The organism is Streptomyces sp. NPDC091287, assembly GCF_044768525.1.
Taxonomy (GTDB): domain Bacteria; phylum Actinomycetota; class Actinomycetes; order Streptomycetales; family Streptomycetaceae; genus Streptomyces.
This window is the reverse complement of the sequence record NZ_JBIVUV010000011.1, coordinates 85,933-107,013: the sequence shown is the minus strand read 5'-3', so window position 1 is coordinate 107,013 and position 21,081 is coordinate 85,933. Positions and strand designations below refer to the sequence as shown.

Below are 21,081 nucleotides of genomic sequence, written 5' to 3'. Positions count from 1 at the left end.
CCGCACGGCCGTACGCTGTTCAGCATGGGGCGTTCGTATATCGGTGCGGCGACGGCGAAGTTGCCTGCTTGTTAACGAATCTGACGCGGTTTCACGGCGTTTCGCCCTTGGCGCGCCCCGGCTCCTCGGGGCCGGGCACGTCCTCGACCGGCCCGCCGCGGGTCGTCGTGCCCGGGGCCTCCACATCCGGTCCCGGCCCCAGCCCCGGGGCCTCCAGCTCGCCCTCCGGCGGCACCACGCGCTTCTCCTCAGCGAAGTGGCACGCGGAGTCGTGCCGGGCGGGGGTGTCCACGAGCCGGAACTCCGCGGGGACCGCCAGCAGCGGAACCTCCAGTTCGCACCGCTCCTGCGCCTTCCAGCACCGGGTGCGGAAGCGGCAGCCCGAGGGGATGTTGGCGGGCGAGGGGACGTCGCCGTGCAGGATGATCCGTTCCCGGTGGGCGCGGGCCGTCGGGTCCGGTACGGGGACGGCGGACAGCAGCGCCTGGGTGTACGGGTGGGTGGGGTGGTCGTAGATCTCCGCGTCGGAGCCGATCTCCACGATCCGGCCCAGATACATCACGCCGACCCGGTCGGAGATGTGCCGGACGATAGAGAGGTCGTGGGCGATGAAGACGAAACTGAGGCTGAACTCCGCCTGGAGCCGGTCCAGCAGGTTGACGACCTGCGCCTGGACGGACACGTCGAGCGCGGAGACCGGTTCGTCGGCGACGATGATCTCCGGGTTGAGGGCGAGGCCGCGGGCGATGCCGATGCGCTGGCGCTGACCGCCGGAGAACTGGTGCGGATAGCGGTTGATGTACTCCGGGTTGAGCCCGACGACGTCCAGCAGGTCCTGCACCTTCTGGCGGCGGCTGCCCTTCGGGGCGACCTCGGGGTGGATCTCGTACGGCTCCCCGATGATGTCGCCGACCGTCATCCGCGGGTTCAGCGAGGTGTACGGGTCCTGGAACACCATCTGGATGTTGCGGCGCACGGCCTTCAGCGCCCGGCCGGACAGCTTCGCGATGTCCTCGCCCTTGTAGCGGATCGCGCCGGCGGTGGGGCGCTCCAGATGGACGAGCATCCTGGCGACGGTCGACTTGCCGCAGCCCGACTCCCCCACGATGCCCAGCGTCTCGCCCGCGTACAGGTCGAAGTCGACGCCGTCGACGGCCCGGACCGCGCCGATCTGCCGCTTGAGGAGGATGCCCCGGGTCAGCGGGTAGTGCTTGGCGAGGCCACGTACCTGGAGGATCGGGTCACCCTCCGTGTACGGCGTGACGGCGTCCTCCCGGTCCTTGGACAGCAGGGTGGAGCCGGCCGTGCCGCCGCCGGTCCCCGCACTCTCGTCGCGGTCAGCGTGCATCGAGCGTCTCCTTCCAGAAGTGGCAGGCGCTCCGGCGCTGCTCGTCCACCTCGTAGAGCGGCGGCACGTCCGTACGGCATACGTCCCGGGCCTGCGGGCAGCGGGGGTTGAAGGCGCAGCCGGGCGGAATGCGGGTGAGGTTGGGCGGCAGGCCCTTGATCGCGTAGAGCTCCCGGCCCTTCTGGTCCAGGCGCGGGATCGACCGGAGGAGGCCCTTGGTGTACGGGTGGGCGGGTGCCTTGTAGATGTCGTGCACGGGGGCGGTCTCGACGATGCGGCCCGCGTACATGACGGCGATCTTGTCGGCGACGTCGGCGACGACGCCGAGGTCGTGGGTGATCAGGATGAGGCCCATGTTCAGCTCGCGCTGGAGTTCGGCGAGGAGCTCCATGACCTGGGCCTGGACGGTGACGTCGAGGGCGGTGGTCGGCTCGTCGGCGATGATGAGGGACGGTTCCAGGGCCATCGCCATGGCGATCATGATGCGTTGGCGCATCCCGCCGGAGAACTGGTGCGGGTAGTTGCCGACCCGTTCCTTGGCGGCCGGGATGCGGACCCGGTCCATCAGCTCGATCGACTTGGCCTTCGCGTCCTTGCGGGACATGCCGCGGTGCACGACGAACATCTCGCCGAGCTGCTGGCCGACGGTGAGGACCGGGTTCAGCGAGGACAGGGCGTCCTGGAAGATCATGGCCATCTCCTGGCCGCGGATCCTGCGCCGCTCCTCCGGCTTGAGCTTCAGCAGGTCCCGGTCCTTGAAGAGGATCTCCCCGCCGGTGATCTTCCCGGGCGGCATGTCGAGGATGCCCATGATCGCCTGGGCGGTGACGGACTTGCCGGAGCCGGACTCGCCGAGGACGGCGAGCGTCTCGCCCTCGGCCACCGCGTAGTTGACCCCGTTGACGGCCTTGGCGACGCCTTCGCGGGTGTGGAACTCCACGTGCAGATCGCGCACTTCGAGCAACATGGCAACCGGCTCCTCAGCGCAGCTTGGGGTCGAGGGCGTCGCGCACCGCGTCGCCGAGCATGATGAAAGCGAGCACGGTGACCGCCAGCGCTCCGGCGGGCCAGAGCAGCATGTGCGGGGCGTTGCGGATGTAGTTGGAGGCGGCGGAGATGTCGATGCCCCAGGAGACGGCCGGGTCCTTCAGGCCGACCCCGAGGTAGGAGAGGGTCGCCTCCAGCGAGATGTACGTGCCGAGCGCGATGGTCGCCACGACGATGACCGGGGCGATGGCGTTCGGGGTGATGTGGCGCAGCATCATGCGGGAGTTGGAGGCGCCGAGCGCGCGGGCCGCCTGGACGTAGTCGTTCTGTTTGGCGGTGATGACCGAACCGCGGGCGATGCGGGCGATCTGGGGCCAGCCGAGCAGGACGATGAAGCCGACGACGGGCCAGACGGTGGAGCTGGTGACGACGGAGAGGAAGACCAGGCCGCCGAGGACGACGGGGATGCCGAAGAAGACGTCGGTGAGGCGGGAGAGGATCGAGTCCCACCAGCCGCCGAAGAAGCCGGCGAGGCCGCCGAGCACGCTGCCGAGGATCGCGACGCCGAGGGTGGAGCAGATGCCGACGGTCACCGAGGTGCGGGTGCCGTAAACGACCCGGGTGTAGACGTCGCGCCCCTGCGGGTCGAAGCCGAAGGGGTGGCCGGGCTCGGACCCCTTCTGAGCGTCGTCCAGGTTGGCCTGGAGGGGGTCGCCGCTCGCGATGAGCGAGGGCCAGATCGAGATGGTCACCAGGAAGAGGATGACCAGCGCGGAGATGATGAAGACCGGGTTGCGCCGCAGGTCGCGCCAGGCGTCGGACCAGAGGCTGCGGGGTTTGCCGGCCGGGCCCGTGCCGTCGGGGCCGACCGGGTTCTTCTCCAGGCTGGCGCCCTCCGCCATGGCGAGGTCCATGGGGCCGCCGGCTCCCGCCGGGGAGATCGCTCCGTCCGATGACTGCGGCTCAGGCATAGCGGATCCTCGGGTCGAGTACGGCGTACAGGAGGTCGACGATCAGGTTGGCGGCCAGGAAGACGAGGACGAGGATCGTGACGAACCCGACGACGGTCTGGGAGTTCTGCCGCAGGATCCCCTGGTAGAGCTGGTAGCCGACGCCGTGGATGTTGAAGATCCGTTCGGTGACGATGGCCCCGCCCATCAGGGCTCCCACGTCGGTGCCGATGAAGGTGACGACGGGGATCAGCGAGTTGCGCAGCAGGTGCCGTACGACGACCCGGCGGCGCGGCAGGCCCTTGGCGACGGCGGTGCGTACGTAGTCGGCGCGGGCGTTCTCGGCGATCGAGGTCCGGGTGAGCCGGGTGACGTAGGCGAGCGAGACCGAGGCGAGGACCAGTCCGGGGACGAGGAGTTCGTCGAAGGTGGGGTCGGCGGAGACCGAGGGCTTGATGATGCCCCACTTGACGCCCAGGAGGAGCTGGAGCAGCAGGCCGGTGACGAAGGTCGGGACGGCGATGACGACCAGCGTCAGGATGAGGACGGTGGTGTCGACGGGGCGGCCGCGCCGCAGTCCGGTGACGACGCCGAGGCTGATGCCGATGACGACCTCGAAGACGACCGCGACGACGGTGAGTCGGATCGTGATGGGGAAGGCGGTGGCCATCAGCTCGGTGACCTTCTGCCCGTTGAACGCGGTGCCGAAGTCGCCGGTGAACACGTTGCCCATGTAGGTGAGGTATTGCTGCCAGACCGGCTTGTCGAGGCCGAATTCGGAGCGCAGCTGGGCGGCGGTGGCCGGGTCGCACTGGCGGTCGCCGCAGAGGCCCGCGATGGGGTCGCCCATCACGTTCACCATGAGGAAGATCAACAGCGTGGTGCCGAAGAAGACGGGGATCATCTGCAGCAGCCGCCGGATCACATAACGTCCCATGTGGGGCTCCGGGGGTCGGGTCTAGCGGTTCCGGGCAGGTGGTGCACGGACGGCACAGGGTGCGCGGACGGCCGGGGCGCTGGTATCGGGCGTCCCGGCCGTCCGTCTCGCTCAGCGCGTCACTTGACGGTGATCTCTTCGTAGACCGGGACGCTGAACGGGTTCAGCGCGACGTTGTCGACCCGGTCCGAGTAGCCGGCGCTGCCGTTCTGGTACCAGAGCGGGATGACCGGCATCTCCGTGACGAGGATCTTCTCCGCGTCCTGGAAGGTGGTGACGGCCTTCGCCTTGTCACTCTCGGCGTTGGCCTTGTCGATCAGGTCGTCGAACTGCTGGTTGCTCCACTTGCCGTCGTTGGACGGGGCGTTGGTGTAGTAGAGCGGCTGGAGGAAGTTCTGGATCAGCGGGTAGTCCATCTGCCAGCCGGCGCGCCAGGCGCTCTTCAGCTTCTGGGTGGAGACCTGGGCGCGGAAGTCGGCGAAGGTGCCGACGGGGCCGCCGACGCAGGCCTTGTTGTTGCCCATGACGTTGTTGATGCTGTTGCAGACGGCGTCGACCCATTCCTTGTGGGAGCCGGTGTCCGCGTTGTACGAGATCTTCAGCTGGCCGCCGGGGATGCCGCCGCCCTCGTCGATCAGCTTCTTGGCCGCGGCCTTGTCGTACGTGCACTCCTTGCCGCAGAGGCCCTTCTTGAAGCCGCCGTCGTCGCCGAGCACCGGGGAGGTCCAGTCGGAGGCGGGGGTGCGGGTCTTCTGGAAGATCTGGTCGGTGATCTGCGGCCGGTTGATCGCCATCGAGAGGCCCTGGCGGACCTTGCGGGCGCCGTCGGTGTCCCACTCCTTGTCGTAGAAGGGGAAGGCCAGGGTCTGGATGATGCCGGCGGGGGTGTTGATGTACCGGTCGCCGAGGTCCGCCTCGACGTTGCGGAGCTGGGAGGCGGGCACGTCGTCGACGAGGTCGAGGTTGCCCGACGTCAGGTCGGTGTAGGCGGTGTTGTTGTCGGTGAAGACCTTGAGGTCGACGCCGCCGTTCTTCGCCTTGTCGTCGCCCGGGTAGTCGTCCCACTTGCGCAGGTTCATCGAGGAGCCCTTGGCGTACGACTCGATGGTGTACGGGCCGTTCCCGACGGGCTTGGAGAGCCAGGCGTCGTGGTCGTCGTAGAACGCCTTGGGCAGGGGGACGAAGGCGGAGTAGCCGAGGGTGTCGGGCCACAGGGAGAACTTCTGGGTGAGCTTGGCGGTGAAGGTCAGGTCGTCGACGACCTTCAGTCCGGACAGGGTCTCGGCGGAGGCGGAGCCGGTCTCCGGGTGGACCTTGTCGTAGCCCTCGATGTACTGGAAGAAGTAGGCGTTCTTCTGGTTGTTCTTCAGTGCGGCGCCGTAGTTCCAGGCGTCGACGAAGGACTTGGCGGTGACCTTCTCGCCGTTGGAGAACGTCCAGCCGTCCTTGAGCTTGATCGTGAAGTTCTGGGAGTCCGTCGAGTCGATGGACTCGGCGACCATGTTCTGGGCCTCGCCGGTCTTCGGGTCGTAGCGGATCAGTCCGCGGAAGACCATGTCGAGGACCTTGCCGCCCTGGACCTCGTTGGTGTTGGCGGGTTCCAGCGGGTTCTGCGGGTCACCCCAGGAGGAGCTGACGATGCCGTCGGCGCCGCCGCTGCCGCCGTCGTCACCGCCACCGCCGCCGCAGGCCGTCGCTGTCAGGGCGACGGCCACCGCACATGCGGCCCACCTGACCTGTGTGGCTCCGCGCATGAAGTGCCTCCTAGAGTCATCGAGTAGCTCAATGCCTCATATCACCCCATAACGCTATGTACCGCATGCGGGCTTACCCCGTACGAGCGGGGGCGCGGGCGGACGCGACGATGCCCGGTCCCCCTCGGGGAACCGGGCATCTGCCGTTCAGGAACCGCAAGCAGTTACGCCGCGTGCACGACGTCGCGCTCCTCGGCGAAGTGGCACGCCGACTCGTGCGTGGCAGGAGTGGCTCCCGCGACGAAGCGCTCGGGGATCGCCAGCAGGGGCTCCTCCGTCGCGCAGCGCTCCTCCGCCTTCCAGCACCGGGTGCGGAAGCGGCAGCCCGAGGGCGGGTTCGCCGGTGACGGAACGTCACCGGTCAGGATGATCCGGTCGCGTCCCTCACGGGCCGACGGGTCGGGAACCGGGACCGCCGACAGCAGCGCCTGGGTGTAGGGGTGCGTCGGGTGGTCGTAGATCTGCGTGTCCGTACCGATCTCGGCCATCTTGCCGAGGTACATGACGCCGACCCGGTCGGAGATGTGCCGGACGATGGACAGGTCGTGCGCGATGAAGAGGTAGGACAGGTTGAACTCGTCCTGGAGCTTCTCCATCAGGTTGATGACCTGTGCCTGCACCGACACGTCGAGCGCGGAGACCGGCTCGTCGCAGATGATGATCTCCGGGTTGAGCGCGAGGCCGCGGGCGATGCCGATGCGCTGGCGCTGACCGCCGGAGAACTGGTGCGGGTACCGGTTGATGTACTCCGGGTTCAGCCCGACGACGTCCAGGAGCTCCTGGACGCGGCGGCGCCGGTCGCCCTTCGGGGCCACCTCGGGGTGGATCTCGAAGGTCTCCCCGATGATGTCGCCGACCGTCATCCGCGGGTTCAGCGAGGTGTACGGGTCCTGGAACACCATCTGGATGTTGCGGCGCACGGCCTTCAGCGCGCGGCCGGACAGCTTGGTGATGTCCTGACCCTTGTAGAAGACCTCGCCGGCGGTCGCCCGCTCCAGCGTCATCAGGAGCTTGGCGACCGTGGACTTGCCACAGCCGGACTCCCCCACGATGCCGAGGGTCTCACCGGCGTACAGGTCGAAGGAGATCCCGTCGACGGCCTTGACCGCGCCGATCTGCTTCTTGAAGAGGACGCCCTGGGTGAGCGGGAAGTGCTTGACGAGGTTCCGCACCTGGAGGATCGGCTCGCCCTGGCTGACGGGCGCGTCGATGGCGGCTACGGCCTCCGCCTCGGTCGCGGCGTCCACGGTCTCCACGTCGGAGACGTTCGGGGTGGCGTCCACGGGCTCCTTCTTGAGCTCAGCCATGGATCGTCTCCTTCCAGAAGTGGCACGCGCTGCCGCGGCCGACGAGCTCCAGACCGTCCTGCTCGGTCACCGGGACGAGCGGCGGGACGTCGGTGCGGCAGATGTCCTGTGCCATGGGGCAGCGCGGGCTGAAGGCACAGCCCGCGGGGATACGCGTCAGGTTGGGCGGCAGGCCCTTGATCGCGTAGAGCTCCTGGCCCTTCTGGTCCAGGCGCGGGATCGATTCCAGCAGGCCCTTGGTGTACGGGTGCGCCGGGCGGCTGTACAGCTCGCCGACCGGGGCCGTCTCCACGATCCGGCCCGCGTACATCACGGCGATCTTGTCCGCGACGTCGGCGACGACGCCGAGGTCGTGGGTGATCAGGATGAGCCCCATGTTGTACTCGCGCTGGAGCTCGGCCAGCAGGTCCATGACCTGGGCCTGCACCGTCACGTCGAGCGCGGTGGTCGGCTCGTCCGCGATGATCAGGTCCGGCTCCAGGGCCAGCGCCATGGCGATCATGATGCGCTGGCGCATGCCGCCGGAGAACTGGTGCGGGTAGTCCGCGATACGGGCCGCCGCCGCCGGGATCTTGACCTGGTCCATCAGCTCGATGGACTTGGCCTTGGCGTCCTTCTTGGAGAGGCCCTGATGCACACGGAACATCTCGCCGAGCTGGTAGCCGACGGAGAGGACCGGGTTCAGCGAGGAGAGCGCGTCCTGGAAGATCATCGCGATCTTGCGGCCGCGGATCTTCCGGCGCTCCTCGTTGGACATCTTCAGCATGTCCTGGCCGCGGAAGAGGATCTCGCCCTGCGTGATCTTCCCGGGCGGCATGTCGAGGATGCCCATGATGGTCTGCGCGGTCACGGACTTGCCGGAGCCGGACTCGCCGAGCACCGCGAGCGTCTCGCCGGCGCTGACGGTGTAGTTCACACCGTTGACCGCCTTGGCCACACCGTCGCGGGTGTGGAACTCCACGTGCAGGTCACGGACGTCGAGCAGTGGACCGTCGCCACTCACGGACTCCCGCGGTGCGGGGACGTGAGCCGTCTTGTCGATGGTGGTCACGAACGCCTCCCTCAGCGCATCTTGGGGTCGAGGGCGTTGCGGACCGCATCGCCGAACATCAGGAAGGACAGCACCGTGATCGAGACCATCACCGAGGGGATGACCAGGACGTACGGCGCGTTGCGGAGCTGGTCCTTCGCAGCAGACACATCGATGCCCCACGAGACCGTCGGCTCGGCGAGGCCGATGCCGAGGAACGACAGGGTGGCCTCGGCGGCGATGTAACCACCGAGCGCGATGGTGGCGACCACGATCACCGGAGCGATGGCGTTCGGCAGGATGTGCCGCGTCAGGATCCGGGTGGTGGAGGCGCCGAGCGCCTTGGCGGCGACCACGTAGTCGGCCTGCTTGATCGTGATGACCGAGCCACGGGCGACACGGGCGATGGACGTCCAGCCGAGGAAGGCCAGCGAAAGGATCACGACCCACACCGAGCGCTTCTCGAAGCTGGTCAGGATGACCATGGCGCCTACGATGAAGGGGACACCGAAGAAGACGTCGGTGATGCGGGACAGGATCGTGTCGATCCAGCCGCCGAAGTAACCGGCGAGCATGCCGATGACCAGGCCGGTGATGGTGACCGCGAGGGTCACCACGACGCCGACGGTGATCGAGGCGCGGGCGCCGTAGACGAGACGCGCGTAGATCGAGCGTCCCTGGCCGTCGTAGCCGAGCCAGTCGGGGGCGAAGAAGTGGCCCCAGTTCGGGTGCTGGAGGTAGTGCTCGGCCAGGTTGGCTTCCCTCGGCGAGGCGCTGGTGAACAGCCCCGGGAAGATCGACATCACGGCGAGCAGCAGGATCAGCACCATCGAGATGATGAAGAGCGGGTTGCGCCGCAGGTCGTGCCAGGCGTCCGACCAGAGGCTGCGCGGCTTGCCGGGCGCGGGGCCCGCGTCCGTGGCGGGCGGCGCGTCGACCGGGGTGGCCGAAGCGTCGGTGCTCTTGAGTGCGGTGGTGTCAGGCATACCGGATCCTCGGGTCCAGGACCGCGTAGAGCAGGTCGACGAGCAGGCTGCAGATGAGATAGACGACGACGAGCAGCGTCACGACGCCGACGACGGTGGCACCCTCACGCTTGCCCAGAGCCTCGAAGACGAGCGATCCGACGCCCTTGATGTTGAAGATGCCCTCGGTCACGATCGCGCCGCCCATCAGGGCGCCGATGTCGGTGCCGAGGAAGGTGACGACCGGGATGAGCGAGTTGCGCATCAGGTGGACGCCGATGACGCGGCGGCGCGGCAGGCCCTTGGCGACAGCCGTACGCATGTAGTCGGCGCGCATGTTCTCGGCGACCGAGGTACGGGTGAGGCGGGCGACGTACGCGAGTGACAGCGATGCCAGCACGATGGCCGGCATGATCAACTCGGTGTTGGTCGGTTCGAGACTCACGTTCGGCTTGGCGATGCCGAGCTGGAACGCGAAGAGGTACTGAACGAGGAAGCCCAGCACGAAGGACGGCATGGAGATCAGCACCAGCGTCAGACCGAGCAGACCGCGGTCCCGGAGGGACTCGGCCTTGAGGCCGGCGACGATGCCGAGCGAGATCCCGGCGACGACCGTGAAGACGAAGGCGAAGATCGCCAGTCTGACGGTGATCGGGTAGGCGTCGGAGATGACTTCGGCGACCGGACGCTGCGTTCCGATCTGGGTTCCGAGGTCGCCCTGGAACAAATTGCCCAGGTAGTTCAAATACTGCTGCCAGATCGGCTGGTCCAGGCCCAGATCGGCCTTCATCGACGCGATCTGTGCCGCGTCCACGTGCTGTTCACCGGCAAGTGCTCTGACGGGGTCGCCGGGCAGTGCGTACATCATCAGGAAGACCAGCAGGGTCGACCCGAGGAAGACCGGGATCATCTGGAGCAGTCGTCGTGCGACATAGCGCCCCATGGGTGCCTCCGTGTGGGGATAACTGCGGCGCGGGGGCCGCCTCTTCGCAGAGGCGACCCCCGCGCCTCCGGCCGTGCTGAGGGGCAGCACGGGCGGATGACGGCCAGTTGGGGAATGACCCGCAGGCGTTACTTGGTGGTGACGCCGGTCAGTTCGAGGTCACCGTGGAAGTCGACCTTGACGTTGTCGACGTTCTTTCCGTGGCCGCCGTTGATGCGGTAGTACCAGAGCGGGATCGCAGGCATCTTCTCGACGAGCGCCTTCTCGACCTCCTGGTAGGCGGCGACCGACTCCTCCAGGGAGTCCGCCTTGTCGCCCTTGGCCATCAGCTCGTCGATCTCCTTGTCGGCGAAGCGACCGTTGTTCGACTCCGCCTTGGAGTGGTAGAGCTCCTTGAGGAAGTTCACGTTGACCGGGTAGTCGGCGACCCAGCCACCGCGGTACATGCCCTTGACCTCGTTGTTGTCACGAGCCTCGAGGTCGGTCGGGAAGTCCGGCTTCGCGTCGCCCACGCAGTCGACCCCGGTGGCGTTGCGGATGGACTCGCAGACCGCGGTCACCCACTCCTTGTGCCCGCCGTCGGCGTTGTACTGGATGGAGAACTTGTTGCCCGGAACACCGCCGCCCTCCTTGATGAGAGCCTTCGCCTTGACCGGGTCGTACTTCAGGAAGTCCGACTCAAGCTGCTGGTTGCCCTTGACCTGCGGCGGCGTGAAGCTCGTCGCGGGGGTTCGGGTGTTGTTCAGGACGGTCTTGGTGATCGTGTCACGGTCGATGCCCATGGACAGGCCCTGGAGGACCTTGGGGTCGATCTCCTTGAACGTGTCCGTGTAGAAGGCCGGGACCAGCGTCTGGATCGCGGCGTAGGGCTGCTCGATCGCGCCGTCGCCCAGGTCCGTCTTGTACTTGGGCAGGTCACGCGGGCCGACCTGGCGGATCATGTCCAGGTTGCCGGAGATGACGTCCGAGTAGGCGGCCTCGACGGTCGAGTAGTTCTTGAACTGGATGCCCTTGTTGGCAGCCTTGTTCGGGCCCTGGTACTCGTCCCAGGCCTTGACCTGGATGAGCTTCTTGTGGGTCCACTTCTCGAACGTGTACGGGCCGTTGCCGATCGGCTTCTGGCCGAACGCCTTCGGGTCGTCGTAGAAGACCTTCGGCAGCGGCGCGAACGTCGCGTAACCGAGCTTGTAGTTGAAGTACGGGACCTTCGACGCCAGCTCGATCGTGAACGTGGTGTCGTCCACGGCCTTGAGACCGGACATCTCCTTGGACTTCGGCGCACCCTTCTCGGGGTGGACGTCCGCGTAGCCCTTGATGTCGGAGAACCAGAACGCGTTCTGCTGCTTGTTCTCGACGTTGGCGTACCAGTTCCACGCGTCGATGTACGACTGCGCGGTCACGGCCTCACCGTTGTGGAACTTCCAGCCGGCCTTGAGCTTGACGGTCCACGTCTTGGAGTCCTCGGTCTCGACGGACTCGGCGTTCGTGAGAACGATCTCGCCCTTGTCGTCGAAGTCCAGCAGCTGGGTGAACAGCGACTGGATGACGTACGAGCCGTTGCTCTCGTTCGTGTCGGCCGGCATCAGAGGCTTCTGGGGCTCGCCGACGTCGATCGAGACGTAACCGGCGGGCTGTCCCGACGTGTTCTTCTTGCCTTCGTCGCTGCTGTCGCCGCCGCCACAGGCAGTCGCGGCCAGGGCGATGACGGCCGCTCCCGCGACCCACTTGGCGCTCTTGGCACCGCGCATGGGTTTCCTCCTCATGAGTCCACTTTTGACTACAAGAAGGGCACTGGAGAGATTCACCGACACCCCTGACGGTGATCGTTCAGTGCCCCGAGTGTGCTCGTGAGTCGGCACTCCCCACAGTGCGTGACCCATTGACCCGAGCTCAATGGAGCCAACTATTGAGTACGGCCGGGCTGTAAACCACACTTAAAGGGTCTCGGTTTGACAACATCAGCACCCTCTGCGTGCCCGAAATCCGGACAAAGCGATCCCAGACAGACACGCCCGAAACGGACTGTTAACACATGTTCCGGAGAGCGACCCCCGATATCCGGACACCTTGGTCAGAAAAAGAGATTGACGAAGACCCGGCCCACCACAGTGTCCGTGGTGAGCCGGGCCTTCTGTCAATGCCTGTGCTGACGGGCCGTCGGACGGACCTCGGGACGGCGCTGGGCGTCTCCCCATACGGAGTGTGCGGCTCCGGGAAGTGCGGGGCCCTCCGGGACTCCTGCGGCTCCCCCGGGGCCCCGGGGGAGTCCAGGGGCTTCCGGACGGGGACACAGGACCGCCCGGAAGCCCTCAGGGGGCTTCCGGGCGGTCCTCACACGGCCCAAGGGGCCACGTGTCAGCCGTACTACGGGCCTGACGTCAGCCGTTCGGTCCGGTGGTGTCAGCCGTGCTTGGCGCGCGAGGCCGTGCGGCCACGCTGCTTGGCGTCCAGGACGACCTTGCGGATGCGCACGGTCTCCGGGGTCACCTCGATGCACTCGTCCTCGCGGCAGAACTCCAGGGACTGCTCCAGCGACAGCTTGCGGGCCGGGACCACGTTCTCCGTGGTGTCCGCGGAGGCCGCACGCATGTTGGTGAGCTTCTTCTCCTTGGTGATGTTCACGTCCATGTCGTCGGCGCGGGAGTTCTCGCCGACGATCATGCCCTCGTAGACCTCGGTGCCGGCCTCGGTGAAGATGACACCGCGCTCCTGGAGGTTGACCATCGCGAACGGCGTGACGGAGCCCGAACGGTCGGCCACCAGGGAGCCGTTGTGACGGGTGCGCAGCTCGCCGAACCACGGCTCGTGACCCTCGAAGATCGAGTGCGCGATGCCGGTGCCGCGGGTCTGCGTCAGGAACTCCGTACGGAAGCCGATGAGGCCGCGGGAGGGGACGATCCACTCCATGCGGACCCAGCCCGAACCGTGGTTCGTCATGGTCTCCATACGGCCCTTGCGGGTCGCCATGAGCTGCGTGATGGCGCCGAGGTGCTCCTCGGGGGAGTCGATCGTCATGCGCTCGATCGGCTCGTGGGTCTTGCCGTCGATCTGCTTGGTGACGACCTCGGGCTTGCCGACGGTCAGCTCGAAGCCCTCGCGGCGCATCTGCTCGACCAGGATGGCGAGCGCGAGCTCACCGCGGCCCTGGACCTCCCAGGCGTCGGGGCGCTCGGTGTCCAGGACGCGGAGCGAGACGTTACCGATCAGCTCGCGGTCGAGGCGGTCCTTCACCTGGCGGGCGGTGACCTTGTGGCCCTTGCCGCCCTTGCCGACGAGCGGCGAGGTGTTGGTGCCGATGGTCATCGAGATGGCCGGCTCGTCGACCGTGATCAGCGGGAGCGCGATCGGGTTCTCGGGGTCGGCCAGGGTCTCGCCGATCATGATGTCCGGGAATCCGGCGACGGCGCAGATGTCGCCCGGGCCCGCCACCTCGGCCGGCTTGCGGGTGAGCGCCTCGGTCATCATCAGCTCGGTGATGCGGACGTTGGACATGGTGCCGTCGCGCTTGATCCAGGTGACCGTCTGGCCCTTGCGCAGCTCGCCCTGCTCGACGCGGCATAGCGCGATACGGCCGAGGAAGTTGTCGGCGTCCAGGTTGGTGACGTGGGCCTGGAGCGGCGCGTCCGCGTCGAACTCCGGGGCCGGGACGTGCGACAGGATGGTGTTGAAGAACGGCTCCAGGTTCTCGCTGTCCGGCGGGACGGTGCCGTCCTCGGGCTTGGTCAGCGAGGCGACGCCGTCACGGGCGCAGGCGTAGACGATCGGGAACTCGATCTGGTCCTCGTCCGCGTCCAGGTCCAGGAACAGGTCGTACGTCTCGTCGACGACCTCGGCGATCCGGGAGTCGGGGCGGTCCGTCTTGTTGATGCACAGGATGACCGGCATCTTCGCGGACAGCGCCTTGCGCAGCACGAAGCGGGTCTGGGGCAGCGGGCCCTCGGAGGCGTCGACGAGCAGCACGACCGCGTCCACCATCGACAGACCGCGCTCGACCTCGCCGCCGAAGTCGGCGTGGCCGGGGGTGTCGATGATGTTGATCGTGATCGGGTCCCCGCCGTCCTTGGGGTGATACTTCACCGCCGTGTTCTTGGCGAGGATCGTGATGCCCTTCTCACGCTCCAGGTCGTTCGAGTCCATCATGCGGTCGTCGAGGTGCTCGGCGGCGTGGGCGGCGAACGCTCCGGCCTGCTTGAGCATGGCGTCGACCAGCGTGGTCTTGCCGTGGTCGACGTGGGCGACGATGGCTACGTTACGGATGTCGTGGCGCGTGGGCATGGGTGGCTTGCGCTTCTCTCGGATCGTGGGATCAGGCGTCTCAGTCGGTCTTCGAGTCCTCGTACGCCCGCCGGGCGGCACGCCACGGCTCGTCCCATCGTACGGGCCCGGGGCCGACCGGGCTTCCCGGACCGATCCGCGGACGCGGTCTTCCCGTGTGATTCAGGCGATATTCAGCCGCTGTCAAGGTGCAACCGAGCCATCGGTGTGGCCGGATTCAGGCGGAGCTGTGGTGGAGCTTTGTGGGGGGGGTGAGGAGCGGTGAAGCGATGAACGGCCCGGGTCAGGGCAGAAACCACACTGCCCGCCGGGCGAACCGGCGGGCAAGGGTTTTGAGGTGCATCTGAGCTTGGCGGCGGGGAGGTGTGGTGGTTCCCCGCTACTTCTTGCGGTCTGCGGGGGAACCTGCCGCTTGCCGGTTCTTGAACCCGATGTCCTGGTAACGGGGGGCCGCGAATCCGAACGCCCCGACGTTCGCGAGCTTCTTGTCGACCGCGACCAGCTGAGGGCGCTGGAAGAGCGGAATCGATCCGGCGGCGGCCCAGATCCGGGCGTCCGCCTGCTTCATCAGCTCCCGCGCCGCCTTCTCGTCGAGTTCGGCGGCTGCCTGGTCGAAGAGCTGGTCGATATGGTCGGTGCCGACCCGGGTGTAGTTCTGCTCCACGAGGAGCGACCCGTCGGTGGCGGGCTCCGGCTTGGCGTAGATCGGGCGTCCGTCGGTGGCCGGGTAGGCGGTGGCGGGCCACGAGTAGAGCGCCAGGTCGTACGCGCCGGAGGCGACGTGGTCCTTGAAGTAGCTCTCGTCGGGGACCTTGATGATCTCCGTGCCGATGCCGATCTTCTCCAGCATCACCGCGATCTTGTCGCCGACGCTGCGCAGCGACTGGGAGCCGGCTCCGGAGGGGAGGACGAAGCGGAGGTTCAGCGCCTTGCCGTCCTTGCCGAGCTGCCCCTTGGCCGCGGCGGGCGCCGGGGCGGCGGTGCCGACGGGGGCGTACGCCCCGGCGGCTCCCCCGGGCTGCTTGTCCTGGGCGGCGACGGCGCCGTCCTCACCGAGGGCGCCGGCCTGGCGGCGCAGGGCGGCGCTCTGGGCGGCGGCCGTCCGGCCGGGAGCCAGGACGTGGATGGCCGAGGCGCCGCCGGTGGAGGCGGCCTGCGCGGGGGCGTGGGCGCCGGGCTTGTTGTCCTCGCCGACGATGTAGAGGCCCTCGTCACGGGAGGCGCTGTCCTCGGAGGCCTGGCCGGCCTTCTCCCCCTCTGCTTCCTTCTTCTCGGCCTTCTCGGCCTTCTCGGCCTTCTCGGCCTTCTCCTCGGTGTCCTGCCCGGCCTTCTCGCTCTTCGCGCCCTCGGCGGACTTCTTCTCCGCGTCCTCCTTCGCGCCCTCGGCGTCGCCCTCTTCGCCCTTGTCGCCCTTCTTCTCCGCCTCGCTGCCCGCCTTGGTGTCCTTGGGCGGCTGCGCCGCGCCGCCCCGCGTCCAGCCGGCGTCCGCCAGCAGGGCCTGGGCCTCCTTGGTGTTCTGGTCGCCGAGCGCCCCGCTGCCGTCCTTGTAGCCGGGCTGCCCCGCGAGGGCGAGGTGGCTGCCGAGCGGCTTCGCCGGAAGGCCCAGCGGCCCCAGCACCGTTCGGGCCAGCTCCTCGCGGTCCAGGGCGCGGGCCACCGCCCGCCGGACCCGGTCGTCGGCGAGGGGGCCGGACTCGCCGTTCAGCGCGAGCTGGGTGTAGGCGGGTTCCAGGGACTTGCGGACCGCGAAGTCGCGCAGGGCCTTCTGTTCAGCGGTGTACGCGACGACGGCCTTGCGGTTCTTCTCCCGGGCGGCCTGCGCGATCTCCGCGGCCTCCTCGTCGGAGCCGTGCGCCAGGGCCCAGGAGCGCAGGGCCGCGGCGGGCGTGGTCTCGGAGCCCGGGCCGTGGGCGAGCGGCTGGCCGTTGCTGCCCCGGTCGCGGCGGGCGAGCGCGATGCGGTCGGCGGTGGCGGCGTCGATGTCGGCGACGTCCACCGTGCCGTCGGCGAGGGCCTCGGTACGGTCCCCCGCGGCGACGGCCCGGAAGACGAGGGTGTCCAGCTTCGCCTTGTCGCCCCACCAGCGCGGGTTGCGGGCCAGCGTGACGGTGCCCTCGGGCTTGCTGACGCCGCGCAGGACGAAGGGTCCGGCGGTGTTCTTCAGGGTGGTGCGCGCGCCGTCGTTGAAGGCGTCGGGCGAGCCGGTGATCTCCTTCGGGTAGAGCGGCGAGAAGAGCGAGCGCCAGTCCCCGTACGGCTTGGCGAACGTGACCCGCACCTGGAGGTCGTCCGCGCCCCGCTCGATCTTCTCGATCCGCTCGTAACCGGAGTTGCGGGCCGTCCAGAACGCGGAGTCCTTGCCCCTGAGCGCCCGCCACTGGGCGACGAAGTCGGGGGCCCCGATCTCCCGCCCGTCGCTCCACACCGCCTGCTGGTTGAGCTTGTAGAGCACGACCTGCTTCGGCTCGCGCTCGATGATCTTCGCGGACTCCAGGTAGTCCGTGTTGAGCTTCGGCTGCCCGGACTTGTCCATCGGGAAGAGCGTCGGGAGCAGGGCTCCGGTGATCCGGGTGGTGGCGCTGTCCGCGTCCGCCTGGAAGGCGTTGAAGGTGGCGGGCAGCGCGTCGACCGCCCAGTTCACCGTCGAACCGTCGGCGACCGCCTGGCGGGCGGCGGGTGCGATGTCCTGGGGCACGCCCCGGGAGGTCTCCTCGCTGCCGGAGCTGCAGCCGGCCAGCACCGGGATCGTGAGCACCCCCGCCGTGAGGAGCGCGAGTGATCGACGCTTTCGAACCGTCCCGCGCGGGACGCCGACGTGGGACATGGCTGGTACCTCCGGGGCCGGCCCGGACCACCCCGTACCGGAATGGCCCGGATAGTGCGTATGTGGTGGCATTTGCAGTTGATCACACTGATTCCTTCCGCCCACTGAAAACGCCCCCTCGCGCGAGGGGGCGCAGACACGGCGGGCGGCGGTCGCAAGCTCACCCGGCCGGAGGAACGTTTCGCTCCCGCGGGCCGCGCGACACCCGGCGCACGCTCGGCGCGACCCCGGGTGGCCTTGCTCCCCCCGCGGCCCACGATCTAGGGTGAATGCGCTTTCACGGGCCTCGTGATCGCATCGGCAGGCGAGCAGGCCGCCGGCCCCGGTATCAGCACACGCGCCAGGCGCGGCGCTACGGAAGAAGAAGCGGACGGTCGGTCGAGTGAGCGCCCCCACGGTGTACGACGTCGCCGAGCGGTCGGGCGTCTCCATTGCCACGGTCTCCCGGGTCTACCGGAACCCCGAATCCGTACGCGCCCAGACCCGCGAGAAGGTCATGGAGGCGGCCCGCGAGCTGGGGTACGTGCCGTCCGGCAGCGCCCGGGGCCTGGCCAGCCGGACGACGGGCGTGCTCGGGCTGTGCTTCCCCGACTTCGCGGACCAGGACGCCGAGATCTCCGCCGCCGCGAGCGACGCGGACGACGACCAGGCCGTCATGCTCTACTCCGACCAGATCATCCGGGGCATGGAGCGGGCGGCCCGGCGGCACGGCTACGCCCTGCTGATCGCCGCCGCGTTGGACGGCGGGCCGGAGAGCCTGGTGGCGAAGGTCGCGGGGCGGGTCGACGGGTTCGCCGTACTGGCGCGGACCGTGCCGACCGAGGACCTGGAGGTGATATCGCGCCGGCTGCCCGTGGTCATGCTCTCCGGGCCGCGCGAGATCGACCACCTGGACCACATCGTGGTGGCCAACGCCGAGGGCGAGCGCGAACTGACCCGCCATCTCATCGAGGACCACGGGCTGCGCAGGCTGGCGTTCATCGGCGGCGAGGAGAATTCTCCGGACGCCCAGGCCCGGTTCCGGGGCTTCCAGCAGGGGTGCCGGGACGCGGGTCTGCCGGTGCCCTCCCGGCCGGAGCTGCGCGCCGGGATGATGACGCAGGCCGAGGGCGCGCGGGCGGCGGGCACCCTGCTGGACCGGTCGGAGGGTACGGGGGTGGAGCGGCCGGAGGCGATGCTGTTCGCCAACGACCAGATGGCGGTCGGCGCACTCCAGGCGCTGGAGCGGCGCGGGGTGCGGGTGCCCGAGGACATCGCCGTGACCGGGTTCGACGGGATCCCGCTGAGCCGGATCGTCCGCCCGCCCCTGACGACCGTCCGCCAGCCGATCCGGCACCTGGGCGAGCAGGCGGTCGAGCTGCTGGTGCAACGCCTGGCGGACCCGGGCCGCGCCCCGGTCTCCCTGGAGCTGCCGGTCTCCGTGACCCGCCGCGCGAGCTGCGGCTGCGGCTGAGGGCCCCGGCCGGCCACGGCGAGTGGCGGGGGCCGTCGAGCACTCGGCTCCCGCCAGGCGGCTGCGGATCGAACACGTGCTTACAGACTCCGCACGGCTTGCCTGAGCGTCAGGGCCAGAACAGCTTTACCTCATCCGACGCCTGCCGCGTCCCGGGCACCAGCGGCTCGACCACTGTGTACCCGAGGCTCCGCAGAACCTGGGCGGCGGAGTCAGGGGCATCCCTGACCGCGGTCTTCAGCTGCCTCAGCCGCCAACTGCGCAGATGCTCATCGATCACGGCCTTCCAGCCGTCGACCGTATCAATCGCGAACTCGCGCTTCAGGAAGAGCAACACGTCCTCCAGCGCCGGACGCATCCTGTGCCCGCCAACCGGCAAGTGCAGCTCCGCCAAGCGCGGCAGCCTGTTGAACTTCTGCTTCGGACGCCCCTTCTCCGCCAGCCGCAGGAGGTACGCGACCTCATCGCGATGCGCATGCACCTGCACATGAGCGCCCGGCGGCTCTTTGCTCCGCCGAACGTATTCAAAGCGGAACAACGGGTCCGGGCTCCCGGCGTAGAAGACGTGCACGTCGGCCTGATCGGTAGCCATGAACGTGCTGGACCCGTCCCAACAGCAGTAGAACCGGACCATGAGGCTAAGACGCTGCTCCCCACCGATGCTGACCGGGATTCGCTGGAGAACTTCGTCCTCCCGTATCGGCGAGACTCTGATCTTGGAACCCATGTTGATCGCGTGAAAACGCGGGGTGTCCTCGCCGAGGACACCCCGCGTCAGGGCAGTCAGTTGGTCAGCGAAATCCGTCGCTGATACGTCGAGGGCCTTAGCCTCTTCAGCAGTCACCTTCGAGAAGGTAGTCGAGACCTTCGATCGTGTGCCACACGTCCAACTCGTTCATGCTGAGGCTGTAGGTGGCAGCGCGTTCCGCGAGCTCGTCGTAGGTCATGTTCACGCTCGCCAGCAGTTGCTCACGCTGGGCTTCAAGCTCGCTGCGCGTCCTATGGATCACAGTCGGCATAACTCGCTCCCTGGGTTCGATGGCCACAGTCAAGCAGGGACCACTGACAACTGTGTTACCTCTCCAGGGCAAAGTCACCCACACGAGGCCGACTTTCGGCAACCCGTAACTCCTGTCGTCCGCAGCTCTCCGGCGCAGGCGGAGAAGTGCGGGGACTGCGGGGGGGGGCTGCGGCCGGTGACCTCGCTGCCATGCCAGGCACGCAAACACGATCCTCACCGTCGCGACCCGCGGCTGACGGCCCACCGCCATCAACCCACCGCCGCCAGCCGCTCCCCGAAGAACCGCGTCCGGTTCGCGTCCAGCTCCGCCGCCTCGGCCACCATGCCCCGGTACGCGAAGTGCCCCGCCGTCAGCACCTGGAGTTCACGCTCGCCGGCCAGCGCGTTGTGCACGGCGAACTGCCCCGGCGGCGGCACGGACGGGTCGAACAGCGCGGCCGCGACCAGCGTGGGCAGCGTCAGCCGGGTCGCCGCCGTCGCCGCGTCGAAGTAGCCGAGGACACACGTGACCTCGGGGTGCTCGCGGTGGTGCGCCCGGACCGCCTCACCGCTGCCCGCGCAAAGCAGGGTCAGGCGCAGCGGGTGGTTGCCGAAGGTGGGGACCGTGAGTTGGGCCGCGCCGAAGCGGTCGTCCCAGGGCAGCGCGAGGGCCCCGAGTCCGCCGCCGAAGCTCTCGCCCAGGTAGCCGAGGCGGGGCCCGCCCGGGAGGCCGGCCCCCGCCAGCTCCGGGACGAGCGCCGTGAGGGCGGAGGCGGCGCACCACAGGTCGGCCGCGCAGTCGCCGATGACGTAGGTGTCGCGGGAGCCGATGCCGTGCAGGACGTGCGCGTCGGCCACGTCCGGGATGGAGTCGACCCGGCCCCGCTCCCCCATGCCCCGTACGCACGGCAGGATCACGGCGGACCCGGGCAGCGGCGCCGGAAGGTCACGGCCGGGCTCCTGGCGGCCGCCGTAGCCGTGCCCGACGACGAATCCGTACCGGACGGGTCCCTCGGCGGGCAGGGCGAGCCAGCCGCCGAGCCGGACGCCACCCACGGAGGTGTAGGTCACGCCGTGGATCCGGAGGCCGTCGCGCTCCTCCTCGACCGGGCCGAGGACCGGCCGCGTGTCGACGGCGCGGGCTCGCGCGTACCGGCCCCGCCAGAAGGCGTCGAAGCCGTCGGGGGCGGGCGGGGCGGGGATGCCCAGCAGGGCGTCCGGCGCGTCGTACCCGTAGGCCGGGTCGAACGGGAAGTCGTGGGAGAAGGCGACGGATGAGGCCATGCCGCGAGGGTAGACGCCGACCAC

The 21,081-nt window shown here is 68.7% G+C and carries 16 protein-coding genes; 1 reads left to right on the top strand and 15 read right to left on the bottom strand.

All coding sequences use genetic code 11. The features are described from left to right. Window positions 1-91 precede the first annotated feature (91 nt). From ACIQRW_RS19995 to ACIQRW_RS19940, 12 genes are all read right to left on the bottom strand, one after another. On the bottom strand, window positions 92-1,348 hold the full coding sequence (locus tag ACIQRW_RS19995) for an ABC transporter ATP-binding protein (RefSeq protein WP_403761918.1): 1,257 nt from the start codon (window positions 1,346-1,348) through the stop codon (window positions 92-94). Then, window positions 1,338-2,315, bottom strand: a complete 978-nt coding sequence (locus tag ACIQRW_RS19990) for an ABC transporter ATP-binding protein (RefSeq protein WP_403761915.1) — start codon at window positions 2,313-2,315, stop codon at window positions 1,338-1,340. Before ACIQRW_RS19990 ends, ACIQRW_RS19995 begins: the two co-directional genes overlap by 11 nt. Before the next feature lie 13 nt (window positions 2,316-2,328). Continuing rightward, on the bottom strand, window positions 2,329-3,306 hold the full coding sequence (locus ACIQRW_RS19985) for an ABC transporter permease (protein ID WP_403761912.1): 978 nt from the start codon (window positions 3,304-3,306) through the stop codon (window positions 2,329-2,331). After that, the gene (locus ACIQRW_RS19980; RefSeq protein WP_018956260.1) at window positions 3,299-4,222 is read right to left on the bottom strand and encodes an ABC transporter permease; all 924 of its coding nucleotides are present in this window, start codon (window positions 4,220-4,222) and stop codon (window positions 3,299-3,301) included. Before ACIQRW_RS19980 ends, ACIQRW_RS19985 begins: the two co-directional genes overlap by 8 nt. Before the next feature lie 119 nt (window positions 4,223-4,341). Further along, a complete protein-coding gene (locus ACIQRW_RS19975) occupies window positions 4,342-5,976 on the bottom strand; it encodes an ABC transporter substrate-binding protein (protein ID WP_403761909.1) in 1,635 nt (544 codons plus the stop codon). Between the two features lie 164 nt (window positions 5,977-6,140). After that, the gene (locus ACIQRW_RS19970) at window positions 6,141-7,283 is read right to left on the bottom strand and encodes a dipeptide ABC transporter ATP-binding protein (protein WP_361874485.1); all 1,143 of its coding nucleotides are present in this window, start codon (window positions 7,281-7,283) and stop codon (window positions 6,141-6,143) included. After that, the gene (locus ACIQRW_RS19965) at window positions 7,276-8,334 is read right to left on the bottom strand and encodes an ABC transporter ATP-binding protein (RefSeq protein WP_403761906.1); all 1,059 of its coding nucleotides are present in this window, start codon (window positions 8,332-8,334) and stop codon (window positions 7,276-7,278) included. Before ACIQRW_RS19965 ends, ACIQRW_RS19970 begins: the two co-directional genes overlap by 8 nt. Before the next feature lie 11 nt (window positions 8,335-8,345). After that, window positions 8,346-9,299, bottom strand: coding sequence for an ABC transporter permease (locus ACIQRW_RS19960; RefSeq protein ID WP_403761903.1), 954 nt, complete (start codon window positions 9,297-9,299; stop codon window positions 8,346-8,348). Beyond that, complete coding sequence (locus ACIQRW_RS19955; protein ID WP_403761900.1) at window positions 9,292-10,221, bottom strand: ABC transporter permease; 930 nt, start codon at window positions 10,219-10,221, stop codon at window positions 9,292-9,294. Before ACIQRW_RS19955 ends, ACIQRW_RS19960 begins: the two co-directional genes overlap by 8 nt. A 128-nt stretch (window positions 10,222-10,349) precedes the next feature. Beyond that, window positions 10,350-11,969 carry an ABC transporter substrate-binding protein gene (locus ACIQRW_RS19950; protein WP_403761897.1) on the bottom strand — a complete coding sequence of 540 codons (1,620 nt, stop codon included), beginning with the start codon at window positions 11,967-11,969 and terminating at the stop codon, window positions 10,350-10,352. Between the two features lie 652 nt (window positions 11,970-12,621). Then, entirely contained in the window at window positions 12,622-14,496 is a 1,875-nt protein-coding gene (gene typA, locus ACIQRW_RS19945; RefSeq protein WP_403761894.1) for a translational GTPase TypA, read from the bottom strand. A 379-nt stretch (window positions 14,497-14,875) separates the two neighbouring features. Next, on the bottom strand, window positions 14,876-17,320 hold the full coding sequence (locus ACIQRW_RS19940) for an ABC transporter substrate-binding protein (RefSeq protein WP_403761891.1): 2,445 nt from the start codon (window positions 17,318-17,320) through the stop codon (window positions 14,876-14,878). A 382-nt stretch (window positions 17,321-17,702) separates the two neighbouring features. Here ACIQRW_RS19940 and ACIQRW_RS19935 point away from each other — a divergent pair, with 382 nt between their 5' ends. After that, window positions 17,703-18,773, top strand: a complete 1,071-nt coding sequence (locus ACIQRW_RS19935; RefSeq protein WP_403761888.1) for a LacI family DNA-binding transcriptional regulator — start codon at window positions 17,703-17,705, stop codon at window positions 18,771-18,773. Window positions 18,774-18,882: 109 nt separating this feature from the next. On the opposite strand, the gene ACIQRW_RS19930 is transcribed toward ACIQRW_RS19935, so the two are convergent. The 3 genes from ACIQRW_RS19930 to ACIQRW_RS19920 form a co-directional block, all read right to left on the bottom strand. Next, complete coding sequence (locus ACIQRW_RS19930; protein WP_403761885.1) at window positions 18,883-19,617, bottom strand: hypothetical protein; 735 nt, start codon at window positions 19,615-19,617, stop codon at window positions 18,883-18,885. Then, on the bottom strand, window positions 19,607-19,792 hold the full coding sequence (locus ACIQRW_RS19925; protein WP_032793318.1) for a hypothetical protein: 186 nt from the start codon (window positions 19,790-19,792) through the stop codon (window positions 19,607-19,609). Before ACIQRW_RS19925 ends, ACIQRW_RS19930 begins: the two co-directional genes overlap by 11 nt. Before the next feature lie 251 nt (window positions 19,793-20,043). Further along, entirely contained in the window at window positions 20,044-21,057 is a 1,014-nt protein-coding gene (locus ACIQRW_RS19920) for an acetylxylan esterase (RefSeq protein WP_403761883.1), read from the bottom strand. Between the last annotated feature and the right edge of the window lie 24 nt (window positions 21,058-21,081).